The sequence below is a fragment of the Curvibacter sp. T50 genome, assembly GCF_057219955.1.
This window is the reverse complement of the sequence record NZ_JBXVVU010000004.1, coordinates 1-19,162: the sequence shown is the minus strand read 5'-3', so window position 1 is coordinate 19,162 and position 19,162 is coordinate 1. Positions and strand designations below refer to the sequence as shown.

Annotated in this window: 12 protein-coding genes and 1 pseudogene; 3 read left to right on the top strand and 10 right to left on the bottom strand. The window is 68.1% G+C overall.

All coding sequences use genetic code 11. The annotated features are described in order from the left end of the window. Position 1 precedes the first annotated feature (1 nt). Genes malQ through glgB form a run of 3 tightly spaced genes read right to left on the bottom strand, consistent with a single transcriptional unit; the run spans position 2 to position 5,599 of the window. Positions 2-1,507, bottom strand: a complete 1,506-nt coding sequence (gene malQ / locus AC2EBU_RS13390) for a 4-alpha-glucanotransferase (RefSeq protein WP_484610936.1) — start codon at positions 1,505-1,507, stop codon at positions 2-4. Next, the gene (gene glgX, locus AC2EBU_RS13385; protein ID WP_484610935.1) at positions 1,504-3,675 is read right to left on the bottom strand and encodes a glycogen debranching protein GlgX; all 2,172 of its coding nucleotides are present in this window, start codon (positions 3,673-3,675) and stop codon (positions 1,504-1,506) included. Before glgX ends, malQ begins: the two co-directional genes overlap by 4 nt. Beyond that, the gene (glgB, locus tag AC2EBU_RS13380) at positions 3,662-5,599 is read right to left on the bottom strand and encodes a 1,4-alpha-glucan branching protein GlgB (RefSeq protein WP_484610934.1); all 1,938 of its coding nucleotides are present in this window, start codon (positions 5,597-5,599) and stop codon (positions 3,662-3,664) included. Before glgB ends, glgX begins: the two co-directional genes overlap by 14 nt. 76 nt (positions 5,600-5,675) lie before the next feature. On the opposite strand from glgB, the gene glk reads away from it, so the two are divergent. Next, positions 5,676-6,686 (top strand): glucokinase, encoded by a 1,011-nt coding sequence (gene glk / locus AC2EBU_RS13375; RefSeq protein WP_484610933.1) that lies wholly within the window; start codon positions 5,676-5,678, stop codon positions 6,684-6,686. A 61-nt stretch (positions 6,687-6,747) separates the two neighbouring features. On the opposite strand, the pseudogene AC2EBU_RS13370 reads toward glk, so the two are convergent. From AC2EBU_RS13370 to AC2EBU_RS13355, 4 genes and pseudogenes are all read right to left on the bottom strand, one after another. Beyond that, a pseudogene (locus AC2EBU_RS13370) lies at positions 6,748-6,876 on the bottom strand (MBL fold metallo-hydrolase); the annotation flags it as partial. Further along, positions 6,870-9,170, bottom strand: coding sequence for a FecR domain-containing protein (locus AC2EBU_RS13365; protein WP_484611184.1), 2,301 nt, complete (start codon positions 9,168-9,170; stop codon positions 6,870-6,872). The gene AC2EBU_RS13365 and the pseudogene AC2EBU_RS13370, both read right to left, overlap by 7 nt. 34 nt (positions 9,171-9,204) lie before the next feature. Then, on the bottom strand, positions 9,205-13,602 hold the full coding sequence (locus AC2EBU_RS13360) for a two-partner secretion domain-containing protein (protein ID WP_484610932.1): 4,398 nt from the start codon (positions 13,600-13,602) through the stop codon (positions 9,205-9,207). Between the two features lie 66 nt (positions 13,603-13,668). Further along, on the bottom strand, positions 13,669-15,237 hold the full coding sequence (locus AC2EBU_RS13355; protein ID WP_484610931.1) for a ShlB/FhaC/HecB family hemolysin secretion/activation protein: 1,569 nt from the start codon (positions 15,235-15,237) through the stop codon (positions 13,669-13,671). 209 nt (positions 15,238-15,446) lie between these two features. Between AC2EBU_RS13355 and AC2EBU_RS13350 the strand changes: the two genes are divergently transcribed. Together AC2EBU_RS13350 and AC2EBU_RS13345 are read left to right on the top strand one after the other, a co-directional pair. Continuing rightward, positions 15,447-16,064 carry a response regulator transcription factor gene (locus AC2EBU_RS13350; RefSeq protein ID WP_484610930.1) on the top strand — a complete coding sequence of 206 codons (618 nt, stop codon included), beginning with the start codon at positions 15,447-15,449 and terminating at the stop codon, positions 16,062-16,064. Continuing rightward, positions 16,045-17,862 (top strand): ATP-binding response regulator, encoded by a 1,818-nt coding sequence (locus AC2EBU_RS13345; RefSeq protein ID WP_484610929.1) that lies wholly within the window; start codon positions 16,045-16,047, stop codon positions 17,860-17,862. The genes AC2EBU_RS13350 and AC2EBU_RS13345 overlap by 20 nt, the downstream gene beginning before the upstream one ends. Before the next feature lie 113 nt (positions 17,863-17,975). Here the strand turns inward: AC2EBU_RS13345 and AC2EBU_RS13340 are convergent, their stop codons facing one another. From AC2EBU_RS13340 to AC2EBU_RS13330, 3 genes are all read right to left on the bottom strand, one after another. Continuing rightward, positions 17,976-18,614, bottom strand: coding sequence for an MBL fold metallo-hydrolase (locus AC2EBU_RS13340; protein WP_484610928.1), 639 nt, complete (start codon positions 18,612-18,614; stop codon positions 17,976-17,978). A gap of 152 nt (positions 18,615-18,766) precedes the next feature. After that, positions 18,767-19,012, bottom strand: a complete 246-nt coding sequence (locus tag AC2EBU_RS13335; protein ID WP_484610927.1) for a hypothetical protein — start codon at positions 19,010-19,012, stop codon at positions 18,767-18,769. A 47-nt stretch (positions 19,013-19,059) separates the two neighbouring features. Continuing rightward, positions 19,060-19,155, bottom strand: a complete 96-nt coding sequence (locus AC2EBU_RS13330; protein ID WP_484610925.1) for an integrase core domain-containing protein — start codon at positions 19,153-19,155, stop codon at positions 19,060-19,062. Between the last annotated feature and the right edge of the window lie 7 nt (positions 19,156-19,162).

Here is a 19,162-nt window from a genome sequence, read left to right as displayed (position 1 = left end):
GTCAACCCCGCCCGTGGGCGCGGGTGAGCGCTCCCAGCCGGTTCGCGGGTGTGCCATCGACCTGGGACCAGTCAAAGCGCCAGGCCCAGCAACCCGTCGGCTGGCTGGGGGTGTTCATGCGGTGGCTGCCGTCCAGGCCCAGCACGTCCTGGAAGGGCACGATCAGGGTGTTGGCCACCGACTGCGACAGGGACTGGATCATGGCCCAGTGAATCTCCGCGCCCGCCATCGGGCCCAGATAGTCCAGCGCGGCATGCCGTTCGGTTTCGCCCGCCTGGTCCCACCAGCCGCAACTGGTGTTGTTGTCATGGGTGCCCGTATACGCCACCGTGGCCGGCTCGAAGTTGTGGGGCAGGTAGGGATTGCGGGCATCGTCGCCGAACGCGAACTGCATGATCCGCATGCCCGGAAACCCGCAGCGACGGCGCAAGTCGCGCACCGCATCGGTGATGATGCCCAGGTCTTCGGCAATGATCGGCAGCGAGCCGAAAGTCTGCGCCAGCGACTCGAAAAACGCCATGCCCGGCCCCGGGCGCCATTGGCCGGCGACCGCTGTCGGTTCGCTGGCCGCGATCTCCCAGTACGCCTCGAAACCGCGGAAATGGTCGACCCGCACCAGATCGACCAGTGACAGCAGATGGGCGAGCCGCCGTTTCCACCAGCGGTATCCGTTGCCGGCCATCACATCCCAGCGGTACAGCGGATTGCCCCAGCGCTGGCCGGTTTCGCTGAAATAGTCGGGCGGCACGCCCGCGACGACCAGCGGTTCGCCCGCCGCGTCCAGCTGGAACAGATCGGTATGCGCCCAGACGTCGGCGCTGTGGTGTGCGACAAAAATCGGCAGATCGCCGACCAGACGGATGCCGCGGCCATGCGCCTGCTGCCGCAGCCGCTGCCACTGGGCATGAAAGCGCCATTGAACAAACTGCCAGAAGCCGATTTCCGCGGCGTGGGATTGCCGCAGCCGGGCCAGGGCGAGCGGATCACGGCGGGCATAGGCCGTCGGCCATGCGGTCCAGGGCCCGCCATGCAGGCTTTCCAGCGTCATGAACAGGCAGTAGTCATCCAGCCAGTCGGCATGTTCGCCCGCAAAGGCCGCAAGCGCGCGGCGGTCGGCGTCCGCCCCCCGGACCTGGAAGCCCGACCAGGCCCGACGCAGATTGGCCATCCGCCAGGGCAGCACGCGGGCGAAGTCGGCATGGTCGCGGGGAAACCAGGGCAGATCGTCCCACTCCAGCCAGCCGCAACGCGCCAGATCGTCCAGGTCCACCAGCCAGGGGCTGCCGGCGAACGCCGACACGCTCTGGTAAGGCGAGTCGCCGGCGCCCGGTGGCGTAACCGGCAGGATCTGCCACAGCGACTGCCGGGCGGTCACGAGCCAGTCAAGAAAATGCCGCGCCTCGTCGCCCAGGCTCCCGGACCCGTAGCGGCCGGGCAGGCTGGTCAGGTGCAGCAGCACACCACTGCTGCGCCGCGACAGGATCGGGTGGGGCGCCAGGGAGGTCACAGGGTTTCCCCGCCGGCCAGTTGCCGCACCAGCAATGCGGTGGTGATGGGGCCGACCGTCCAGCGACCGGTGGTCACGGCGACCTCGGGCTCATCGTCGGCGGCGACGAAACCGCTGGCACTGTCCAGCGCCAGACGCCATTGCCCTTCCGGAAGACTGATCTCGGTGTCGTTTTCGCCGGCGTGCAGGACCAACATCAGCCGCTCCCGGGGGGGTTTGTGGCAGTGGCCCACCGTGATGACGCAGACCAGCAGGCGGCCATCGGGTTGTTCCCAGTCGGCGACCACGGGGGCGCCGCCCGAAGCCGTGCGCCATTCGATGTCGGGCCAGCCGCTGCTGCCCGGCGTGCCCCGGAACCATTGCGGGTGCCGCAGGCCCGGATACCTCTGGCGCAGCCGCACCAGGGCGGCGACGAACCCGGTGAGCGCCCGATCCGCGCCCGCCCAGTCCAGCCAGGTGATGGGGTTGTCCTGGCAGTAGGCGTTGTTGTTGCCCTGCTGGCTGTGGCCCAGTTCATCGCCGGCCAGCAACTGCGGGCTTCCCTGGGCGCACAGCAAGGTCGCCAGCAGCGCACGCCGCCACCGGCCCCGGCGCTCCAGGATCGCGGCCTCGGCGGTCGGGCCTTCATGGCCCCCGTTGGCGCTGAGATTGTGGTTGTGGCCGTCGCGGTTGCCCTCGCCGTTGGCCTGGTTGTGTTTGTTGCGGTAGGACGTCAGGTCCGCCAGCGTGAAGCCGTCGTGTGCGGTAATCAGGTTGATACCGGCGGTCGGGCCCCTCCCGCCGGGCTGGAACACATCGCTGGAGCCGGCCAGCCGGCGGGCGATCAGGCCCCGGGTGCAGCCGTGCCCGAGCCACCAGGCGCGCGCCGTGTCGCGGAACTGGTCGTTCCATTCCTGCCAGCGGGGCCCGAAGGCGCCCAGACGGTAGCCGTCGGTGCCCAGATCCCAGGGTTCCGCGATCAGACGCACCCCGGCCAGGACCGGGTCCTGCGCGATCGCGGCGAACAGGGGCGCGCGGCTCTGGAAGCCGCCGCCAGCGGCCGGATCCCGGCCCAGGGCCACGGCCAGGTCGAAGCGGAAGCCATCGACCCCGTAGGCCTGTACCCACCACCGCAGGCTGTCCATGATCAGTTGCACCACGGCCGGATCGCCCATGTTGAAGGTATTGCCACAGCCGCTGGGGTTGAGGTGGCGCCCTTGCGAATCCAGCCTGTACCAGGCGGCATTCGACAGGCCGCGCCAGCACAAGGTCGGCCCCAGCGCATCGCCCTCGGCGGTGTGGTTGAACACCACGTCCAGCACCACTTCGAAGCCCTCGCGATGCAGCCGGTCGACCATCTGCCGGAACTCGGCGCGAACACCGTCATCACCCGGCCCCGCTTCGCGGGCGCTGCGCGTGGCAAAACGTGGCTCGGGGACAAAGTACGACAGCGTGTTGTAGCCCCAATGGTTGTGCAGGCCCTTGTCCAGCAGATGCCGCTCGTCGATGGCCCGGAACACCGGCAGCAGGCACAGCGTGGTGACGCCCAGCCGGCGCAGGTGACCGGTGACCGCCGCACTGGCCAGGCCGGCGTAGGTTCCGCGCAACTCCTCCGGCACGTCCGGGTGCAGCGCGGTCAGCGATTTGACATGCGCTTCGTACAGCACCATGCGGCCGGGGGCGACATGGGGTGCGCGGGCCACTGCCGCGCCAGCGCGGCGTTCGGCATCGCGGTCGATGAGGCGGGATTTCGGCACCCGTGACGCGTTGTCCGTGGTGTCCGCCTGCAGAGGGGAGCCCCAGCGGTAGCCCACTTCCCGGGCCAGGTGGGATACATCGCCCGGCAGGGAGCAGGTCCAGGGGTCGATCAGCAGCCGGGCCGGGTTGAAATGCTGTCCGCTCAAGGGCCGCCAGGGCCCTTCGGCGCGCAATCCGTAGCGTTGCCCCAGCGGCACGCCCGCCACAAAACCATGCCAGACACCATCGGTGTGGCCCGGCAGCCGCAGGCGCGCCGTTTCGGTCAGACCGTCCTCGCTGAACAGGCACAGATCCACCGCGGTGGCATCGCGGGCGTGGACGGCGACATTGACGCCGGCTTCGCCGTCGACAAGCTCGGCGGTCAGCCCCGGCGGCCACGGGCGGCCGGGCCCGCGCAGGCAGACGGGCGGGCCGGGCTCAGTCGCTTCCATGGCCGGCTGCCTCAAGAATCAACACCGCCAGGGGCGGCAACGTCAGCCGCAGCGAGCAGGGCTGCCCCTGCGCGGCCACGGCCTCGGACAGGACACCACCGGCATTGCCGACGTTGCTGCCGCCGTAGTGGGTCGAATCGGTATTGAGCCGCTCGATCCAGCGGCCGGCGGCTGGCACGCCAACGCGCCAGTCGTGTCGCGGTACCGGGGTGAGGTTGGCGACCACCACCACCTGCGCCTGTGCCGCGCGGTCGCGGCGCAGAAAGCTGTAGACCGAGTGCTGCTCATCGTCGGCGTCCAGCCACTGGAAGCCCGACGGTTCATGGTCGGCATCGTGCAGGGCGGGGCGTGAGCGGTACAGGTGGTTGAGGTCGCCCACCAGGCGCTGCATGCCGGCATGCTGACCGTCGCCCAGCAGCCCCCAGTCGAGTTCGCCGTCGTGGTTCCACTCCCAGGGCGTGGCCAGCTCCGCGCCCATGAACAGCAGCTTGCCGCCGGGCAGGGCGTACATCAGGGCCAGCAGGCACCGCAGGTTGGCATGTTGTTGCCAGCGGTCGCCAGGCATCTTGCGCAGCAGCGAGCCTTTGCCGTGAACCACCTCGTCATGCGACAGCGGCAGCAGGAAACGTTCGCTCCAGGCATAGACCAGGCCAAAGGTGATGCGGTGATGGTGCCAGCGGCGATGCACCGGCTCCTGGGCAAAGTAGGCCAGCGTATCGGCCATCCAGCCCATGTTCCATTTGCCGTCGAAACCCAGCCCGCCCACCGCCGTGGGGTACGAAATCCGCGGGAAGGCGGTCGACTCCTCGGCCAGCATCAGCACCCCGGGGGCCTCCTGGTGCACGGTGTCGTTGAGTTCACGCAGGAAGGCAATGGCTTCGTAGTTCTCCCGGCCGCCGTCGCAGTTGGGAACCCATTGCCCCGGCGGGCGACTGTAGTCGCGGTAGAGCATGGAGGCCACCGCATCGACCCGCAGCCCGTCGACGCCGAACTGCTCGATCCAGTACAGCGCGTTGCCGATCAGGAAGTTGCGCACCTCATGGCGACCGAAGTTGTAGATCAGCGTGTTCCAGTCGTGGTGAAAGCCTTCACGCGGGTCCGCGTGCTCATACAGTGCCGTGCCGTCGAAACGGGCCAGGCCGTGCACATCGGCCGGAAAATGGCCGGGCACCCAGTCGAGGATCACCCCCAGACCCGCCGCATGGGCCGCCGTGATGAATGCGCGCAGCGACTCGGGTGAGCCGTAGCGTGCCGCCGGCGCGAACAGGCCGGTGGGCTGGTAGCCCCACGAGCCGTAGAACGGGTGCTCGGCCACCGGCAGCAGTTCCAGATGGGTGAAACCCATGTCCCGCACATACGGCACCAGCTCGCGCGTCAGATAGTCCCAGTCCGGGCAAAACCCACCCGGGCGGCGCCAGGAGCCGGCGTGCACCTCATAGATGCACATGGGGGACTGCGGCGAGTGCGGGGGCAGGCGCGGCTGCACATCCACCTGTGCGCAGACCCGCGAGGCGTTCCCGGGCGGGCCTTCGCTGGCGCGGGCGCAGGGATCGGCCTTCAGAACCCGCTCGCCGTGACCATCGGTGAGGTCGAACTTGTAGAGCGCGCCGGCCGTTGCACCCGGCACAAAGCGCTCCCAGACGCCACATTCGGGGCGCAGCCGCAACGGGTCACGGCGAGCGTCCCAGTCGTTGAAGTCGCCCACCACCGAAACCGCCCGGGCATGGGGCGCCCAGACCGCAAACGCGGTGCCGTCGACCCCGTTCCAGCACACCGGGTGGGCGCCCAGCTTCTGCCAGGGGCGGCGGTGGCGGCCTTCGGCCAGCAACCAGGCGTCCAGCTCGCCGATCCAGTCGGTCCCCGTGGCGGGTCCCGTCGCGGTGGACGGCAAATCGGCAGACGGCGAAGCAGTGGCAAAAGACATGGGGCTCGACAACGGACGGCAAGGCGCGGCAGACCCCATTCTGGCACCGAGTGGTGTCGCTACACTGCGCTGCATCATGTTCGCCGCATCTGCACCGTCCGCCGGGGCCCGCCTGCTGGCCGATATCGGCGGCACCAACGCCCGCTTTGCCCTGTCCGCCGGGCCGGGCCTGCCCCTGCGGGAGCTGGGCCGGGTGCCCACCGGCGCGTTCAGCTCGCCGGAGGCGGCGATCCGCGCCATGCTGGCCGCGCACGCGGCCGAACCGGTCACCGAGGCGGCGCTGGCAGTGGCCGGACCGGTACTGGGAGACACCGTGTCGCTGAGCAACCACCCCTGGTCCTGGTCCGTGGCGCAGCTGCGCCACGCGCTGGGTCTGCGCCGTCTGCGGGTGCTGAACGATTTCACCGCGCTGGCGCTGGCCGTGCCCGACCTGCCGCCCGCGGCCCTGCGCGCGGTCGGCGGCGGCGCGCCCCGGCCCGGCCAGGCCGTGGCCGTGCTCGGGCCTGGTACCGGGCTGGGCGTCTCGGGGCTGGTTCCGTCCGGTACCGGCTGGGTTCCGCTGGAGGGCGAGGGCGGGCATGTCACCCTGCCGGCCACCACCGCCCGCGAGGCCGCGGTGCTGGCCCGGCTGGCGCACCGGTTCGGGCATGTTTCTGCCGAACGGGTGCTGTCCGGGCCCGGTCTCGGGCTGCTGTATGACACGCTGGCCGCGCTCGACGGCGAAGCGCCCGATCCGGCGCTGGCCGGCGACATCGCCGCCTTGTCCGACGCCGGCATCCGCAATCGCAACGCCCACGCCCGCGAGGCGCTGGATCTGTTTTGCGCCTGGCTGGGCACCGTCGCGGGCAACCTGGCGCTGACCCTGGGCGCCCGAGGCGGCGTGTACCTGGGCGGTGGCATCCTGCCCCGCTGGGGCGACTACCTGATGCGATCGCCCTTTCGGGCCCGTTTTGAGGCCCATGGCCGCTTCGCGCCCTATCTGGCGGCGATTCCGGTCTGGCTGATCGAAGCGCCCGGCTCACCCGCGCTGGCGGGCGCCGCGCAGGCGCTGGACTGGGGTGTGGGTGGCATCGAATCCGCTATCTGAAAGATAGCAAAAAAGCACCTTTTTGCGCTTGGTATGGACCGATTTGCCGCAATTTCCGGCGTCACCGGTCGCGCACGAACGGGTTGGTGCGCCGCTCGCGGCCAAAGCTGCTTTCCGGGCCGTGGCCGGGGATGAACACCGTTTCGTCGCCCATGGGCCACAGCCGGGTGCGGATGTCAGAGGTCAATTGCGCGGACCGTCAACGACGGGCTTGAACACCACACTCCAGTTGATGCCGCTGGTGTTCGGGTTGGCGCCCTGGCCGGCGCCGAGTTGCTGCTGGCGCGTCATCGCCATCCCGCCGGTGCCGCCTGTGGTGCCTTGCCGATCGGAGCGGCCGTCGCTGGCGCCACCGGCGGCGTTGATTCTCGCGTTGACGGCACGTTCCACGCCCCTCACTGCGTTGCCGAACTGTCCGGCGCTGATGTAGATGGGTACGCCATTGCCTCCGCCGCTGGGGTTGTCGTCCTCGCGGGGGCGGCCATCGGCGCCGACTCGCTGGGCGTTGGCCTGGCGTGTCCAGTAGTTCTGACGTTCGGCCTGGTTCATGTGTTTGGTTGCGGCATAGCCATCCGTGCCGACCGATTGGGCGTAGTTCAATTCGGCCAGATCCGCGCTGGTGTCGCCTGTCGGCGTCCCTCCCTCAGCGGCCAATCCATCGGCGATGGCATTGGCCACTTCCGCGTCGGAGGTCTGAGCCGCCTTGTCGGCGTCGCTGGTACCGTAACTGGCACTGAGCGAAACAGAGCCGCCGCTGACCCGGCCGCCTTGCGATACACGACCGCCCTGTGGGCCGGAGAAACCGCCCATGAGCTGTGGCGGCCCGGCGTTGGCGTTGTGGCGCTGACCCTGGAAACTTCCGGCAGCCCAGCCCGTGATGCGTCCGCCGCCGGAATCGGTAATCCTGCCTGCCGCGCCGACGCCGGGGCCGCGGGGATTGTCGCCGCCGAGGCTGTTCCCCGGCCCGAAGCCGGGACCGAATGCGGAGTCCTTGCCGCCTGGAGATTCCGCGGGGGCGCCGCGGACATCGCTTTCCGTCAGACGACCCTGGATTCGGTTCTGAAAACCGGCCATATCCATGGCCGCCGGCGGCAAATTCGCCTGGCCCGCCCGCAGCAAACCGCTGCCCGTGCCGCCGCCGCTGGGCGTGCACCGCTGCTCGCCCACGGTGGGCGGGATACCGCTGGCGGAAGCCGCCGCGATCCGAACGCCGTTGCGCACCTTGACCGGGGCAGCACCACCCTGCGGTGCGAGGGCCGTTTCCCCTTGCGCCAGAAGCACGGTGGTGCCGCCTTGTTCCAGCAGGACCTGTCCATCCTGCACATGAACGTATACCCCGTTTTCGGCTTGTCCGCCCGGCGTTGGGGCGCTCGGCCCGAAGAAGCGGGACGGGTCGAGCGCAATTGCAGCCGCGCTCGGCGCCAGAAAGCCGCTGTTGGGTCGCTCCGGAACCAGGCTGCCGTCCGGCCCGGGTCCGCCCGCCTGGCCGGCCAGCAAGGGCAGCATTCGCCCCTGCGCGTCCACCAAGGTCGCGGCGCCCTGCTGCACCCCGACGACATAGTCGCGGGGAGTGTCCACCGTCCGTCCGGTCCCGGGCGTGGCCCCGGAAGGAAGCCCGTCGTTTCGCGCAGGCAAGGGCGGGCGCGGCCGGGCGTCGATGGTGGTGCCATGGACTCGCACGGTCTGGTTTCCCGCTCGGAACTCGAAAGCATGGGGCCGACGTCGGGCCAGTTCGCCGGTGGTTACCTGGGCCGGCCCGTCGAGCAGGTGAAGGCGTATGCGTCCGTCGACCGGGCGGGATTCGTCCCACCGTATCTGGGCGATCCACAGCCGCGCACCGGGGTCGAGCGAAACCCGGCTGCCGTCTCGCAGCACCAGCACGGCCAGTCCGGTCTCGCCCGTGATGACCAGGTCTCCCTCCCGCACGGGCGCGTCTGGCGTCAGCACGCGCCAGCGGCCCTTTGCGTCCAGCGCGCTGACACCGCCGGCCAGTCCACCGACGCGACCGGCCAATTCGCCGTCCAGACTTGCCACCGTGGCGTCGTCGGCCACCCGGCAGTCCCCTTCGCACAAACGCGCGGTGAAGTCCGTGCCACGGATGCCGATGGTCGCAGTGCTGACGATGAACCTGGCTCGCGCGGGCTGGCGTTGGGCGATCGCGCCGGTGATCACCCGCATGGCCCCGCGGACCAGACGCACCACCACGGTATCGTCCTGCGGTGCCTTCGGGTCATACCGGAACTGGGGAACTTCGACACTGCTGCGGGGCCCGAGCATGACCCGGGTGCCGTCGTCATACCGCAGCTCTGCGCTGGAGCCGGCTTCGGTCTGCACCCGGTCACCGGCCAGCAGTTGACTGGCCGCATCGGCGACCCGGGTGCCACCACTTTTTCCGACCAGAAGCACCGTGCCCTGCGCGGCCAGGACCGCGCCAACCGGCTCAGTCTGCGCCAGTGACGGCGCCGCACCCAGCGCAGCGATCATCGCCAGGATCAGCCTGCGTGGAGTATTCCCCGCCTCAGCGGCAGATGAGTACGGCGTCATCGGGATCCTCCTTGTCCTCATCGGGGTTGACCGCAGCCGGAGCCAGCCTCGTTCCGATTGGCAGGCTCAGGCGATCCACGGCCACGAGCAGCGCGCGCACCCCTTCCTGCTCCGAAACCAATGGTGCGGGAGCCGGCTCAGGCACCGGCGCGACCGGAGACGGCGCCGGGCCAGGCGCGGGCTCCGGCGGCGATGGTGGCGATGGTGGCGGTGGTGGCGGTGGTGGCGGTGGTGGTGGTGGTGGTGGTGGTGGTGGTGGTGGTGGTGGTGGCGGTGGCGGTGGCGGTGGCGGTGGCGGTGGTGGTGGTGGCGGTGGCGGTGGCGGTGGCGGTGGCGGTGGCGGCGGTGGTGGTGGTGGTGGTGGTGGTGGTGGTGGTGGTGGTGGTGGTGGTGGTGGTGGTGGTGGTGGTGGTGGCGGTGGTGGTGGCGGTGGTGGTGGCGGTGGCGGTGGTGGCGGTGGTGGCGGTGGTGGTGGTGGTGGTGGTGGTGGTGGTGGCGGCGGCGGGACGGAGGTCAGGCCTAGTTGTGCAATCCCGACCGGATAACTGACGCCGCCGGTGTAACCGGCGGGAAGCTGAGCCGTGGCAAAAGTCCCGCTGCGCGTGCCGGTATGGGTGACGAAATCGAAGGTGTCTGTTACGGCGGGCGAAAAGCTTCCGGGGGTCGTGATGTGAACGGTTCCGTCCAGTGTCACATTGCCGTTGACCGCCAGTCGGTCATGTTGGGTGCCCGGTATGGTGCCATCCAGTTCAATGGCCAGCGTTCCGCCGGGCCCCTGGGTGTAGTTGCCGTTGATCGTGAGTTGCCCCGGAGAACTGCCGGGCGCAACTGTGCCGCCCGTGTTGTTGACGTTGCCATGGACGGTTCCGCTGCCGGTAAGCTGACCGGAGGAAAAGGTGGTGCCCGCGCCGGGGTTCACGTTTACGCTGGCGCCGCTGCCCAGGTGGAGGCGGCCGCCACCGTCGACGTAGCTGCCTCCTCCGCCGTTATGCAGATCCAGCGTGCCGCCGTTGACGTTGAGGCGACCGGCATTGGTCAAGGCACCCGTGAGCGCGCCATTGCCGCCGCCCTGAGTGACGACGGCGCCGGACTGGATGGCGATGGTGGATGCCGACATCGTTACACCTGCCGCTGATACGCTGCTGGCGGGCGCAAAGCTGATGTGGCTGCCGCCGCCATCGGCTCTCAGAGTCAGTCCGTGGTTGAAGGTGTGCGTGCCGGTCAGCGTGATGCTGTTGCCTCCGGCATTGCGCATCAGCACCGGACCGCCGGCGCTGGCGATGTTGTTCAGATGGCCGCTGGTGAGCGCCTGATTGCCGTAGTTGACGAACACACCGCCGTTGGGCGCGTTCATGGTCAGTGATCCGTAATTTCCGGGCAACAGGGCTTGCTGGTCCCCGCTGGCACTGCCGATGCCTCCGCCGGTGGCACTCAACCTGACCGCGCCCGTGGCGGATGCCAGCCAGGGCTCCGTGCCGCTGGTGCCTTGCGAGAACGCATTGGCCGTGGCGTCGAAGCTGCCAAACGAAACGGCGCTGTTGAACTGGTCGAAATGGACATTGCCGGTGACGTTGATCGTCGCGTCATCATTGGCGGTCTGGGTTGATCCACCAAAACCCGGCTGCCCGATGCTGAAAACCACGTTGCTCCCGGTGACTCGGATATTCTGGGCCGTCCCGCTGTGGGTCTGCAGGTCTCCGAACCGGTTACCGCCACAGGTCACGCAGTTCAGCCGGATGTCTCCCGCGCTGCCACTGCCGCCAGTGCGGACGCTACCGACCCAGTTGACCGTGTAGTCAATTGGGTTCGTCCCGCCGATGCCGCCACCTGCGTGCAGTGCCCACTGCGGGGCGGAATGATTGTTCTGCACAAAACCGGGCGTCCCGGGAGCGAGGTTGTCGATGTTGCCGGTGGCAAAAAACTCGGTTCGGTTGCCGGTGATGGTGCCGCCGGCGAAGCGGATGTCGCGCCCGGCAGCCACCGTGCGAACTTCCCAGTTGCGGTTGTTCAGGCTGGCGTCGAATCCGGCCGTGCTGTCCAGAACCACGTGGCCATCGTGGGCCCAGAGGCGCACCTTGTCCCCCCCGGTGCCGCCCGGGGCATTCAGTGCGTAGCGGCTGGCGAGCAGATCGCCACCGAAATGCCTCAGCTGTATCGACCCGGTTCCGCTGCAGTGGGTGCCGCCGACCAGGGTGGCACTCACCGTCCCCGTGCCAGGGCGCACGCCGATGCCACGCTGGTTGCCGCCACATCCGGTGCCATCGAAAATTTGGGCGCGAAGGGTGATGTTGCCGTTGACGGCTGAGGTATCGAACATTACGCGGTCCGCGGAGTTGTCGCTGACGAGTTGTTCGGCGGTGACAGAGACGCTGTTGCCGACCCACTGTGCCCCGGAGCCGTTGATCACCCCGAAATTCTTGGATGTGGTCAGACTCCAATGGTCATTGCCGCTGATGGTTCCGCCGAGCCCCAAGCCGCTGCTGCCGGTATGCTCCAGGCTCACGGTTTGGCTTGAACCGGTGTCAGTCTGAATGGCGTTTGCATACAGGTTGACCTCGTCGCCTGTGTAGCGAAGGTGGATATGCCCTTCGGTATGGGTGGTGATCGCCCGCCCGCTGGTGCCTTCCTGCCAGCCGGACTGTCGATTGTTCTTCAGTCGGATCGCGTTGCCCGCAGCGCCAATGGCTCCACCGTGAGCCGTGAGCACCAATGAGCCGACGCTTGGGTAAGTCTGGCCAAACAGAAAATCATTCGCCTGCGTTCCGCTGCGCTGGATGGATCCGCCCGCCGTCACGGCAATATGGCCTGCCTGCAACGTCGCGTTGTTGACGGCGATGTTGCCCCCGGCCTGGAGGGTGATGCTGGCGTTTTCACCCGGTGCGCTGCTGTTGGGAAGAGTGACGTTGGCGTTGATGTGGATATGGCGGTCTGCCGTCAGCGTCAACGATGCAGCGTTGTTTGTGGTCTTGACAATCGGGCTGCTGACCGTGATGTCGCCGGCATCGCTGCCCGGCTGATTGGTGTTGAGCACCACATTCGTGCCCGCGTTGAGCTGTCCGGTGATCAGATCGGCGCCCACCTGGGACCCGCTGCCGCTGGGCGTGAAGCTGCTGGCACCGCTGTTGTTGAGGGTGCCATTGCCGGCGACAACCTCGATGTTGACCGGATCGAGCAGCCAGGTGCCGCCCGGTGCATGAAGTTCCATCCCCCCCACATTCAGATGTTTGCCCGACGTTTCGACGAAGGCCCCCTGGCCGCCGCCCGCGCCCCGGCCTTCGACGCGGCCGGCGACACGGGTGGTGTCGTCGCTCCAGACAATGACACGGCCTGCGTCCGCGCTGTGATTCCCTTGGGGCAGTGCGTCGACGCGTACCCGACTGCCCGACTCCACGACCGTATGGCGCGCGTTGCGAACGGCTGGGTTGGCGCCTTTCTCATCTCCGCCGATGCGCACTTGCCCGCCGCCTGACAGGCCCGAGGCCTCCACCAACGCCCCCGCCCGCAGGGTGACCCGATCACCCAGAAGGTCGATCGCACCCCCGCGGCCACTGGCACTGGACGCATCGGCCATCCCGCCTGCGTCGGTGTGCCCGGCGGCGTACAACACAATCTTCCCTCCTTCGTGGCGGGCGCCCGCAGCTTCGGCGCCCGTTGGCACCGCGGCACTGAGAACCCCGCGCTGGAGAACCCGGTGCAGATCGGTGTCGCTGGCCCCTTCCACGCGCAAGCGCAGGGCCGGGCTGTGCGCATCCATCAGCTCGACGCTGCTTCCGGCGGCCAAGGTCACTGCGCCGCCGGTGCTGGTCACAGTCCCATGGTTTTCGACCTTGCCGCCCAGCAGGGCCACCAGCCCGCCGCGTCCCTGTATCCAACCCTTGTTCACCACACTGGCGCCGGGGGCCAGGCCACCATCGCCGAATCGCAGCCGCCCGGTGAGGAAATCGCCATCGGACAGCGCCAGGGAGGATGCGACGAACCCGGCCGTGTCCACCCGCCCGCCCGCGCCGACCACCACCCCGTTGGGATTGATCACGAACACCCGGCCGTTCGACCACAGGCTGCCGTCAATCTGGCTGGCGGCTGGCCCGGTGACGCGGTTGAGCACCGCTGACTGCCCGCCGGGCTGCACGAACGACACCCCGTGGCCGGAAGGAATGCCAAAACCCTGCCAATGAATCACGGTGCGGTCGCTGTTGTGGATCGTCGTCTGGGTGCCGCTGGTCTGGAAGCGGGCATGCCCGTGCACCACCGTGGGTTGCACTGGCTGGGTTTGGGCGCCCAGCGACCAACAGGCCGCCAGCGCGAAAACCAGGCTGCGCGGCGGTGACGGTGGCGCGGCGGCGCTGCGCGTGGCGGCAGGGGGGGGTCGCATACCGTTTTCTCCTGAAATATGGCAACTTGCTCTGGATCGAAGGGTTTCTTTGGCGTGTCGGACCGGTCAGAAGCGCCTCGCGATGGACACATGGCCGCCGCCACCGACAGGTGCCTGCCCGGTGTTCTGGTGAATCGCATGGCCCCAGTCAAATCGGGCGTTCCAGTTGCCGAAATGCATGCGCAACCCGACTCCGGCGCTGGCGATATGGGTTCGCGACCGTTCCAGCAAGTCAGCGCCGCGCCGCGCCGCCCAGGCGGCGTCGATGAATCCCGCAACGCGCAACGAGGAACCCCCGGACTTGTCGGTCAGCAGATTCCCGCTGGTCCACTCCAGCTGGCTGCGCACGCCACTGTCACCGCTGATGCCCCGATCCGCGAACCCCCGAACCGAGCTTGCACCTCCGGCCGAGAATTGCTCGCCGGAGGGCAAACGGTGGGGCGAAACCTGTGCGTCCACGGAAAACGCCAGTACCCCTTCGGACCAGGGCGCACTGGTTTGCAGCCCCGCCCGCATCAGGCGGTAGCGCCGCTGTGCACCCGGGCGGTCGGCCTGAAAATTCGCTTCGTCAGCGTGCCGGCCCGCGGGCAGGTTCAGCAGCACCGCCGCATAGGCCGACACTGCTGTCGGGCGCTGGGGTGTCGCGGGCCGGACGGCAGAGAAGCCCAGGCTCAGCGGCGAGAGAACGAGAGGCTGGCCCAGCCGAAACCCGCCGAATTCCGTTTGATTGTCATAGCGGCGCCAGTCGAACGCCACAAATGCCCGGGGCTCCCAGCCGCCCTGGCGATACAGCAGCTGGGTGTAACGAACTTGTGCGGTGCTGCCCCGCCCCGTTACCTTGAACAGATCCTGCAACTGCCCGCTGTCCACGCTGGAATACCCCAGCGTCGCATCCATGGCCGCGGCACGGTCCGGAAAGGGCATTCGCCACCCCAGGCCGACGATTCGGACTTTGCGGCTGGGCAATAGCGACACCCGCGACGGATGGTCGGCGTCGTGGGGGGCCGAAACGACCTGCAGGTTGATCTGCTGGTCCGTGTCGAACAGGCGGGCATGGCGCCAGGCGACGCCATAGCGCAGGCGGCCGGTTGCGTCGTTGCCGCTGTTGTCGGCAAAGGCCACCCAGCCCGATGGCTCGCCCGTGCGTGCCTGGATTTCGGCGTGCAGCGTTTTCCCCCCGCCGGCCGAAGGCAGTGCCATCGCGACCTGCAGTTGCTGCGATCCCTGTTCATTGGCCAGGCTGAGCTGGCGGTCCAGTTCGGCCAGGTTGGGCACTTGCCCCTCGCGCAAGGCCGGCAGGGCGGCACGCCACCGGCCGGTATCGGGCGTATCGGCCGCGACAGACACCGTATCGAGGACGGGCGCGACCACCTCGAAACGCACGTTGGCGCCATCGAGCGTTTGCGCGGGCAGTCGCACACGCACCAGACGCCAGCCCGCCTCATGGTGGATCGCCTCCAGGGTCTGCCGTGCCGCTTCCAGGTCGGCGAAGCGGATCACCCGGCCGAGCAACGGGGCGACGGCCGCCTGCAGACGCCTTGCGTCGACCACCGCGGCGCCGTCAAATTGCACCGATTGCAGAACAAAACCGGGTTCGTCCGGCCCGGCCGCGGCCTGGGCGAAAACCTTCGCCATGGTCAGAAAGGTCGCACAGGCGACCCAGGTGTGCCGACATCGCATCATGGCCCTCCCGCAGCGGAAAGGGCCGCTGCGCATCGGGATTGTTCGACAAAGCGCCCGCGATTTCCATAGTCCTTTCTACCCATGCGCAGGCCGGACGAAATGGCTATGCTCGCCCTTGTTCCCGCCATGGCGGGGTACCTTTTCAGGCAAGCCGGGAACGTATGGAACTGCTCAAAGGGTTTTCCATCCTGGTGGTCGACGACCATCCGTTGTTTCGCGAGGGTCTTGCGCTGGCGCTGCTGCAGCGCCAGCCAGGCCTGCGTTTGTCGACTGCCGCCACCCTGGCCGGCGCGATGGACCTGCTGGTCACGCAGGCCGACGACATCGACCTGGTGTTGCTGGACTACCGGCTGCAGGGAGAAAACGGCCTGGCCGGCGCCACACGGATTCGCTCCCGCTACCCTGCCATCGCCTGTGCCCTGATGTCCGGTCTGGACGAGCTTGGCCTGTCGCAGCGGGCCCGAGCGGCCGGACTGGCGGGTTATTTCTCCAAATCACTGGAGGTGGATCGCCTGTTGCAGGGGCTGGCCCGACTCGCGGGTGGCGAATCCTGGTTCGAGGACCGGGCAACCATCGCGCCCTCAACCGGCGGGCTGACGCCACGTCAGCAGGAGATCGTTCGCTTGGCCGCTGGTGGCGCCAGCAACAAGGTGATCGCGCAAGCCCTGGGTATCGCGCCGCACACTGTCAAGAACCATCTGGCTCAGATCTTCGAACGCCTGGGCGCAAGCAACCGCGCCCAGGCCGTCTTGCTCGCCCATGAACCGAATCGCGACTGAGCGCAGCGAGTCCGGGGGTGCCGACGTGCACGCCCTTGCCGGGGCGCTGGACGCCGATGCGATCGATGACGCCGTGCAGCGCGATGCCACCCGGGCGCTGTTTGCGCAGTCCCCGCAAGGCCTGATCGTTTCCACCGTCATCGGAGCGATGTTCGTCGTCGTTTTCCTGCACCGCGCCGGCGCCTGGCCAACCGGGCTGTGGGCCGCTGCGGTGGTGCTCACCCAGCTGGCCGGCGGCTTTATCTGGGCCCGTTTCCGGCGCATTGAGAACGCCGCAGAGTGGCGGCCGGACCGATGGCGGCTTGCCTTTACCCTTCGCACCACCGCCAGCGGCCTGGTTTTCGGTGCCACCACCTGGCTTTTCTTTGACCCGCAGTTCGGAGACGCGCGGTGGCTGACCATCCTGTCGGTCTGCTCCCTGGCGGCCGGCTCCATTACCGCCTTTGCCTACCATCGACCGGCAATGTGGGGCTTCCTTCTGGGACTGGCCCTGCCCTCGACCGTGGCTTTGCACCAGTTTGGTTCCTGGGTCGTGCCAGCCGTGTTTCTTTTCTACATGGGCATGCTGACCTGGTTCGGCCACAACCAGTCGTCCATCCTCCAGGTGTCGATCCGCCGACGCTACGAAAACGCCGCCCTGGTGGCCAAGCTGCGCTCGCAGGCGCTGGAGCTGGAGCAAGCGGCAGCGGTCAAAGCGCAGTTCTTTGCCGCCGCGAGCCACGATCTGCGCCAGCCCTTGCAGGCGCTCAGCTACTACTGCACGCTGCTGCATCCTGCGGCGCAGGATGTGGCGAATGTGGAGAGGATCCAGCAATGTGTCGGCGCGCTGGACGATCTGCTGGAGGGCGTTCTGGACATCTCCCGGCTCGACGCCGGGCGGGTTCATGCACACCGGGGGCCGGTCAATATCGCCGATCTGGCTCGGCGGGTGAGTGCCCTCCACGAAGGCGTTGCCCGTGCCAAGGGGCTTCGTCTGCGTGTTCGCGCGGCGGCCGCCTGGACAAGTACCGACGCCGTGCTGCTGGAGCGGATACTGGGCAACCTGCTGTCCAACGCGTTGCGCTATACCGAGCGGGGCGGCGCACTGATCGCCGTTCGCAGCCGTGGCGACAATTGGTGGCTGCAGGTAATCGACACCGGCTGCGGCATCCGGCCGCAAGATCAGCAACGCATCTTTGACGAGTTTGTCCAACTGAACAACCCGGAGCGCGATCCGGCGCGCGGGGTGGGCCTGGGGCTGGCCACCGTACGCCGGCTGTGTGCTCTGCTGGGGCACCCGCTGTCATTGCGGTCGCAGCTCGGCCGCGGTTCGTGTTTCGCCTTGGCGCTACCCAAATCGCAGCCCCCGCTCGACTCGGGGGCTTGCATTCAGCCACCTGCGGAAGGGCTTGAGCTGCAAGGCCGGGTGCTGGTGGTGGAAGACAACGAGCCCGTGCGCAATGCCCTGTCCGCAGCCCTGCAAATCTGGGGCTTGACTGTCGAAGCCACCGCCAGCGGAGCGGCAGCGCTGAACCTGGCGCAGCGGCAGCAATTCGATGTCGTGCTGTGCGACTGGCGCCTGCCCGACGACGTATCCGGCGTCGACATCCTTCGGGCACTGCGGCGCTGTCAGCCCGACCTGAAGCTGACCGCTTTGCTGACCGGTGAAACCACCGAGTCGCTGGGCACACTGCCTGCCAACGTCATGCTGTTGCGCAAACCCGTGCGACCGATACGGCTCAGGGCCTTGCTCGGGGCCCATCTGCCCAGCACTGACATCACTCGCGCGCGCAGCACGGTCTCGACGCCCCCGGCTTGATCCGGGTCGACGAACTTCGGGCTGGCTCAGGCGGCTTCCGTTTGATATCAAAAAAAGAGCAAAAAAGCACCTTTTTGCGCTGGGTATGGGCCGATTTGCCGCAATTTCCGGCGTCACCGGTCGCGCACGAACGGGTTGGTGCGCCGCTCGCGGCCAAAGCTGCTTTCCGGGCCGTGGCCGGGGATGAACACCGTCTCGTCGCCCATGGGCCACAGCCGGGTGCGGATGCTGTCGAGCAGCTGCTCATGGTCGCCCTGGGGAAAATCGGTGCGCCCGATGCTGCCGGCAAACAGCACGTCACCGACAAAGGCGCGCTGGATGTCGGGTGAATGAAACACCACATGGCCCGGCGTGTGCCCCGGGCAGTGGCGCACCGCCAGCGTCTGCTGGCCGATCGAAACCGTGTCGCCGTCATGCAGCCAGCGCGTGGGCGTAAACGGCTCGCAGCGCGGAAACCCGAACATCAGCCCTTGCTGTGGCAGCCCGTCGATCCAGAACTGGTCGCCCGGATGCGGCCCCACGATGGGCAGCGACAGCCTTTTGGCCAGCTCAGCCGTACCGCCGGCATGGTCGATGTGGGCGTGGGTCAGCCAGATCTGCGTCAGCGTCACCCCCAGACGCGCCGCCTCGGCGATCAGCAGGTCCAGATCGCCCCCGGGGTCGATCACGGCGGCCTGCTTCGTCTCGTCGCACCAGACGAGGGACGCGTTTTGCTGAAACGGGGTAACGGGGATGGTTTGATATCGCAGCATGCGCCGATGGTAGCGCCAGCGCCCGCCCGCGTGCCGGCGCCGGCACCGCCGTGAGCGCCCGGTCCGTGCCCCCGCTGAATAAATGTCGCGAAAACTGGCGATACCCAGCGCAAAAAGGTCGCTTTCAGCTATGAACAGCAGAGCGATTCGATTTACCGACTCAGCATCCGGGAGCGCAAGCGCAAGAGGCGTGCGCGCATTTCCTGCACCTCTGCTCCGAGCATCTCTTTTCTCAATGCGGGCTCGGCAGCGGCCAAGGCCCGTTCTGCATCGTCACACATTGCGCGCAGGTTCGGGTGGTGCGCCAGTTCGGCGCACAACAGGCGCACCAGCGTCACGTAATCCACGCTCGCATGGGGCCCCTCGGCGTAGGTTCTGACACGCCACAGCTCAGGCACATGGGCTGGGTCAGCGCAATGTATTGACCCAGCAGTTTCTGCACAGGTCAGGCTGCTAAAGCATAAGCCTCAGCGGGGGTCTTCATGTTCAACGCCTGGTGAGGGCGTTGGTGGTTGTACCAACCGATCCAGTCCGCAATCACGCGGCTG

Bases quoted from the DNA above. Each gene is read 5' to 3' on its own strand.
- AC2EBU_RS13350 (WP_484610930.1), top strand. From the start codon at position 15,447: ATGGAACTGCTCAAAGGGTTTTCCATCCTGGTGGTCGACGACCATCCG.
- AC2EBU_RS13360 (WP_484610932.1), bottom strand. From the start codon at position 13,602: ATGCGACCCCCCCCTGCCGCCACGCGCAGCGCCGCCGCGCCACCGTCA.
- AC2EBU_RS13365 (WP_484611184.1), bottom strand. From the start codon at position 9,170: ATGATCGCTGCGCTGGGTGCGGCGCCGTCACTGGCGCAGACTGAGCCG.
- glgB (WP_484610934.1), bottom strand. From the start codon at position 5,599: ATGTCTTTTGCCACTGCTTCGCCGTCTGCCGATTTGCCGTCCACCGCG.
- AC2EBU_RS13345 (WP_484610929.1), top strand. From the start codon at position 16,045: ATGAACCGAATCGCGACTGAGCGCAGCGAGTCCGGGGGTGCCGACGTG.
- glk (WP_484610933.1), top strand. From the start codon at position 5,676: ATGTTCGCCGCATCTGCACCGTCCGCCGGGGCCCGCCTGCTGGCCGAT.
- glgX (WP_484610935.1), bottom strand. From the start codon at position 3,675: ATGGAAGCGACTGAGCCCGGCCCGCCCGTCTGCCTGCGCGGGCCCGGC.
- AC2EBU_RS13355 (WP_484610931.1), bottom strand. From the start codon at position 15,237: ATGGCGAAGGTTTTCGCCCAGGCCGCGGCCGGGCCGGACGAACCCGGT.
- AC2EBU_RS13340 (WP_484610928.1), bottom strand. From the start codon at position 18,614: ATGCTGCGATATCAAACCATCCCCGTTACCCCGTTTCAGCAAAACGCG.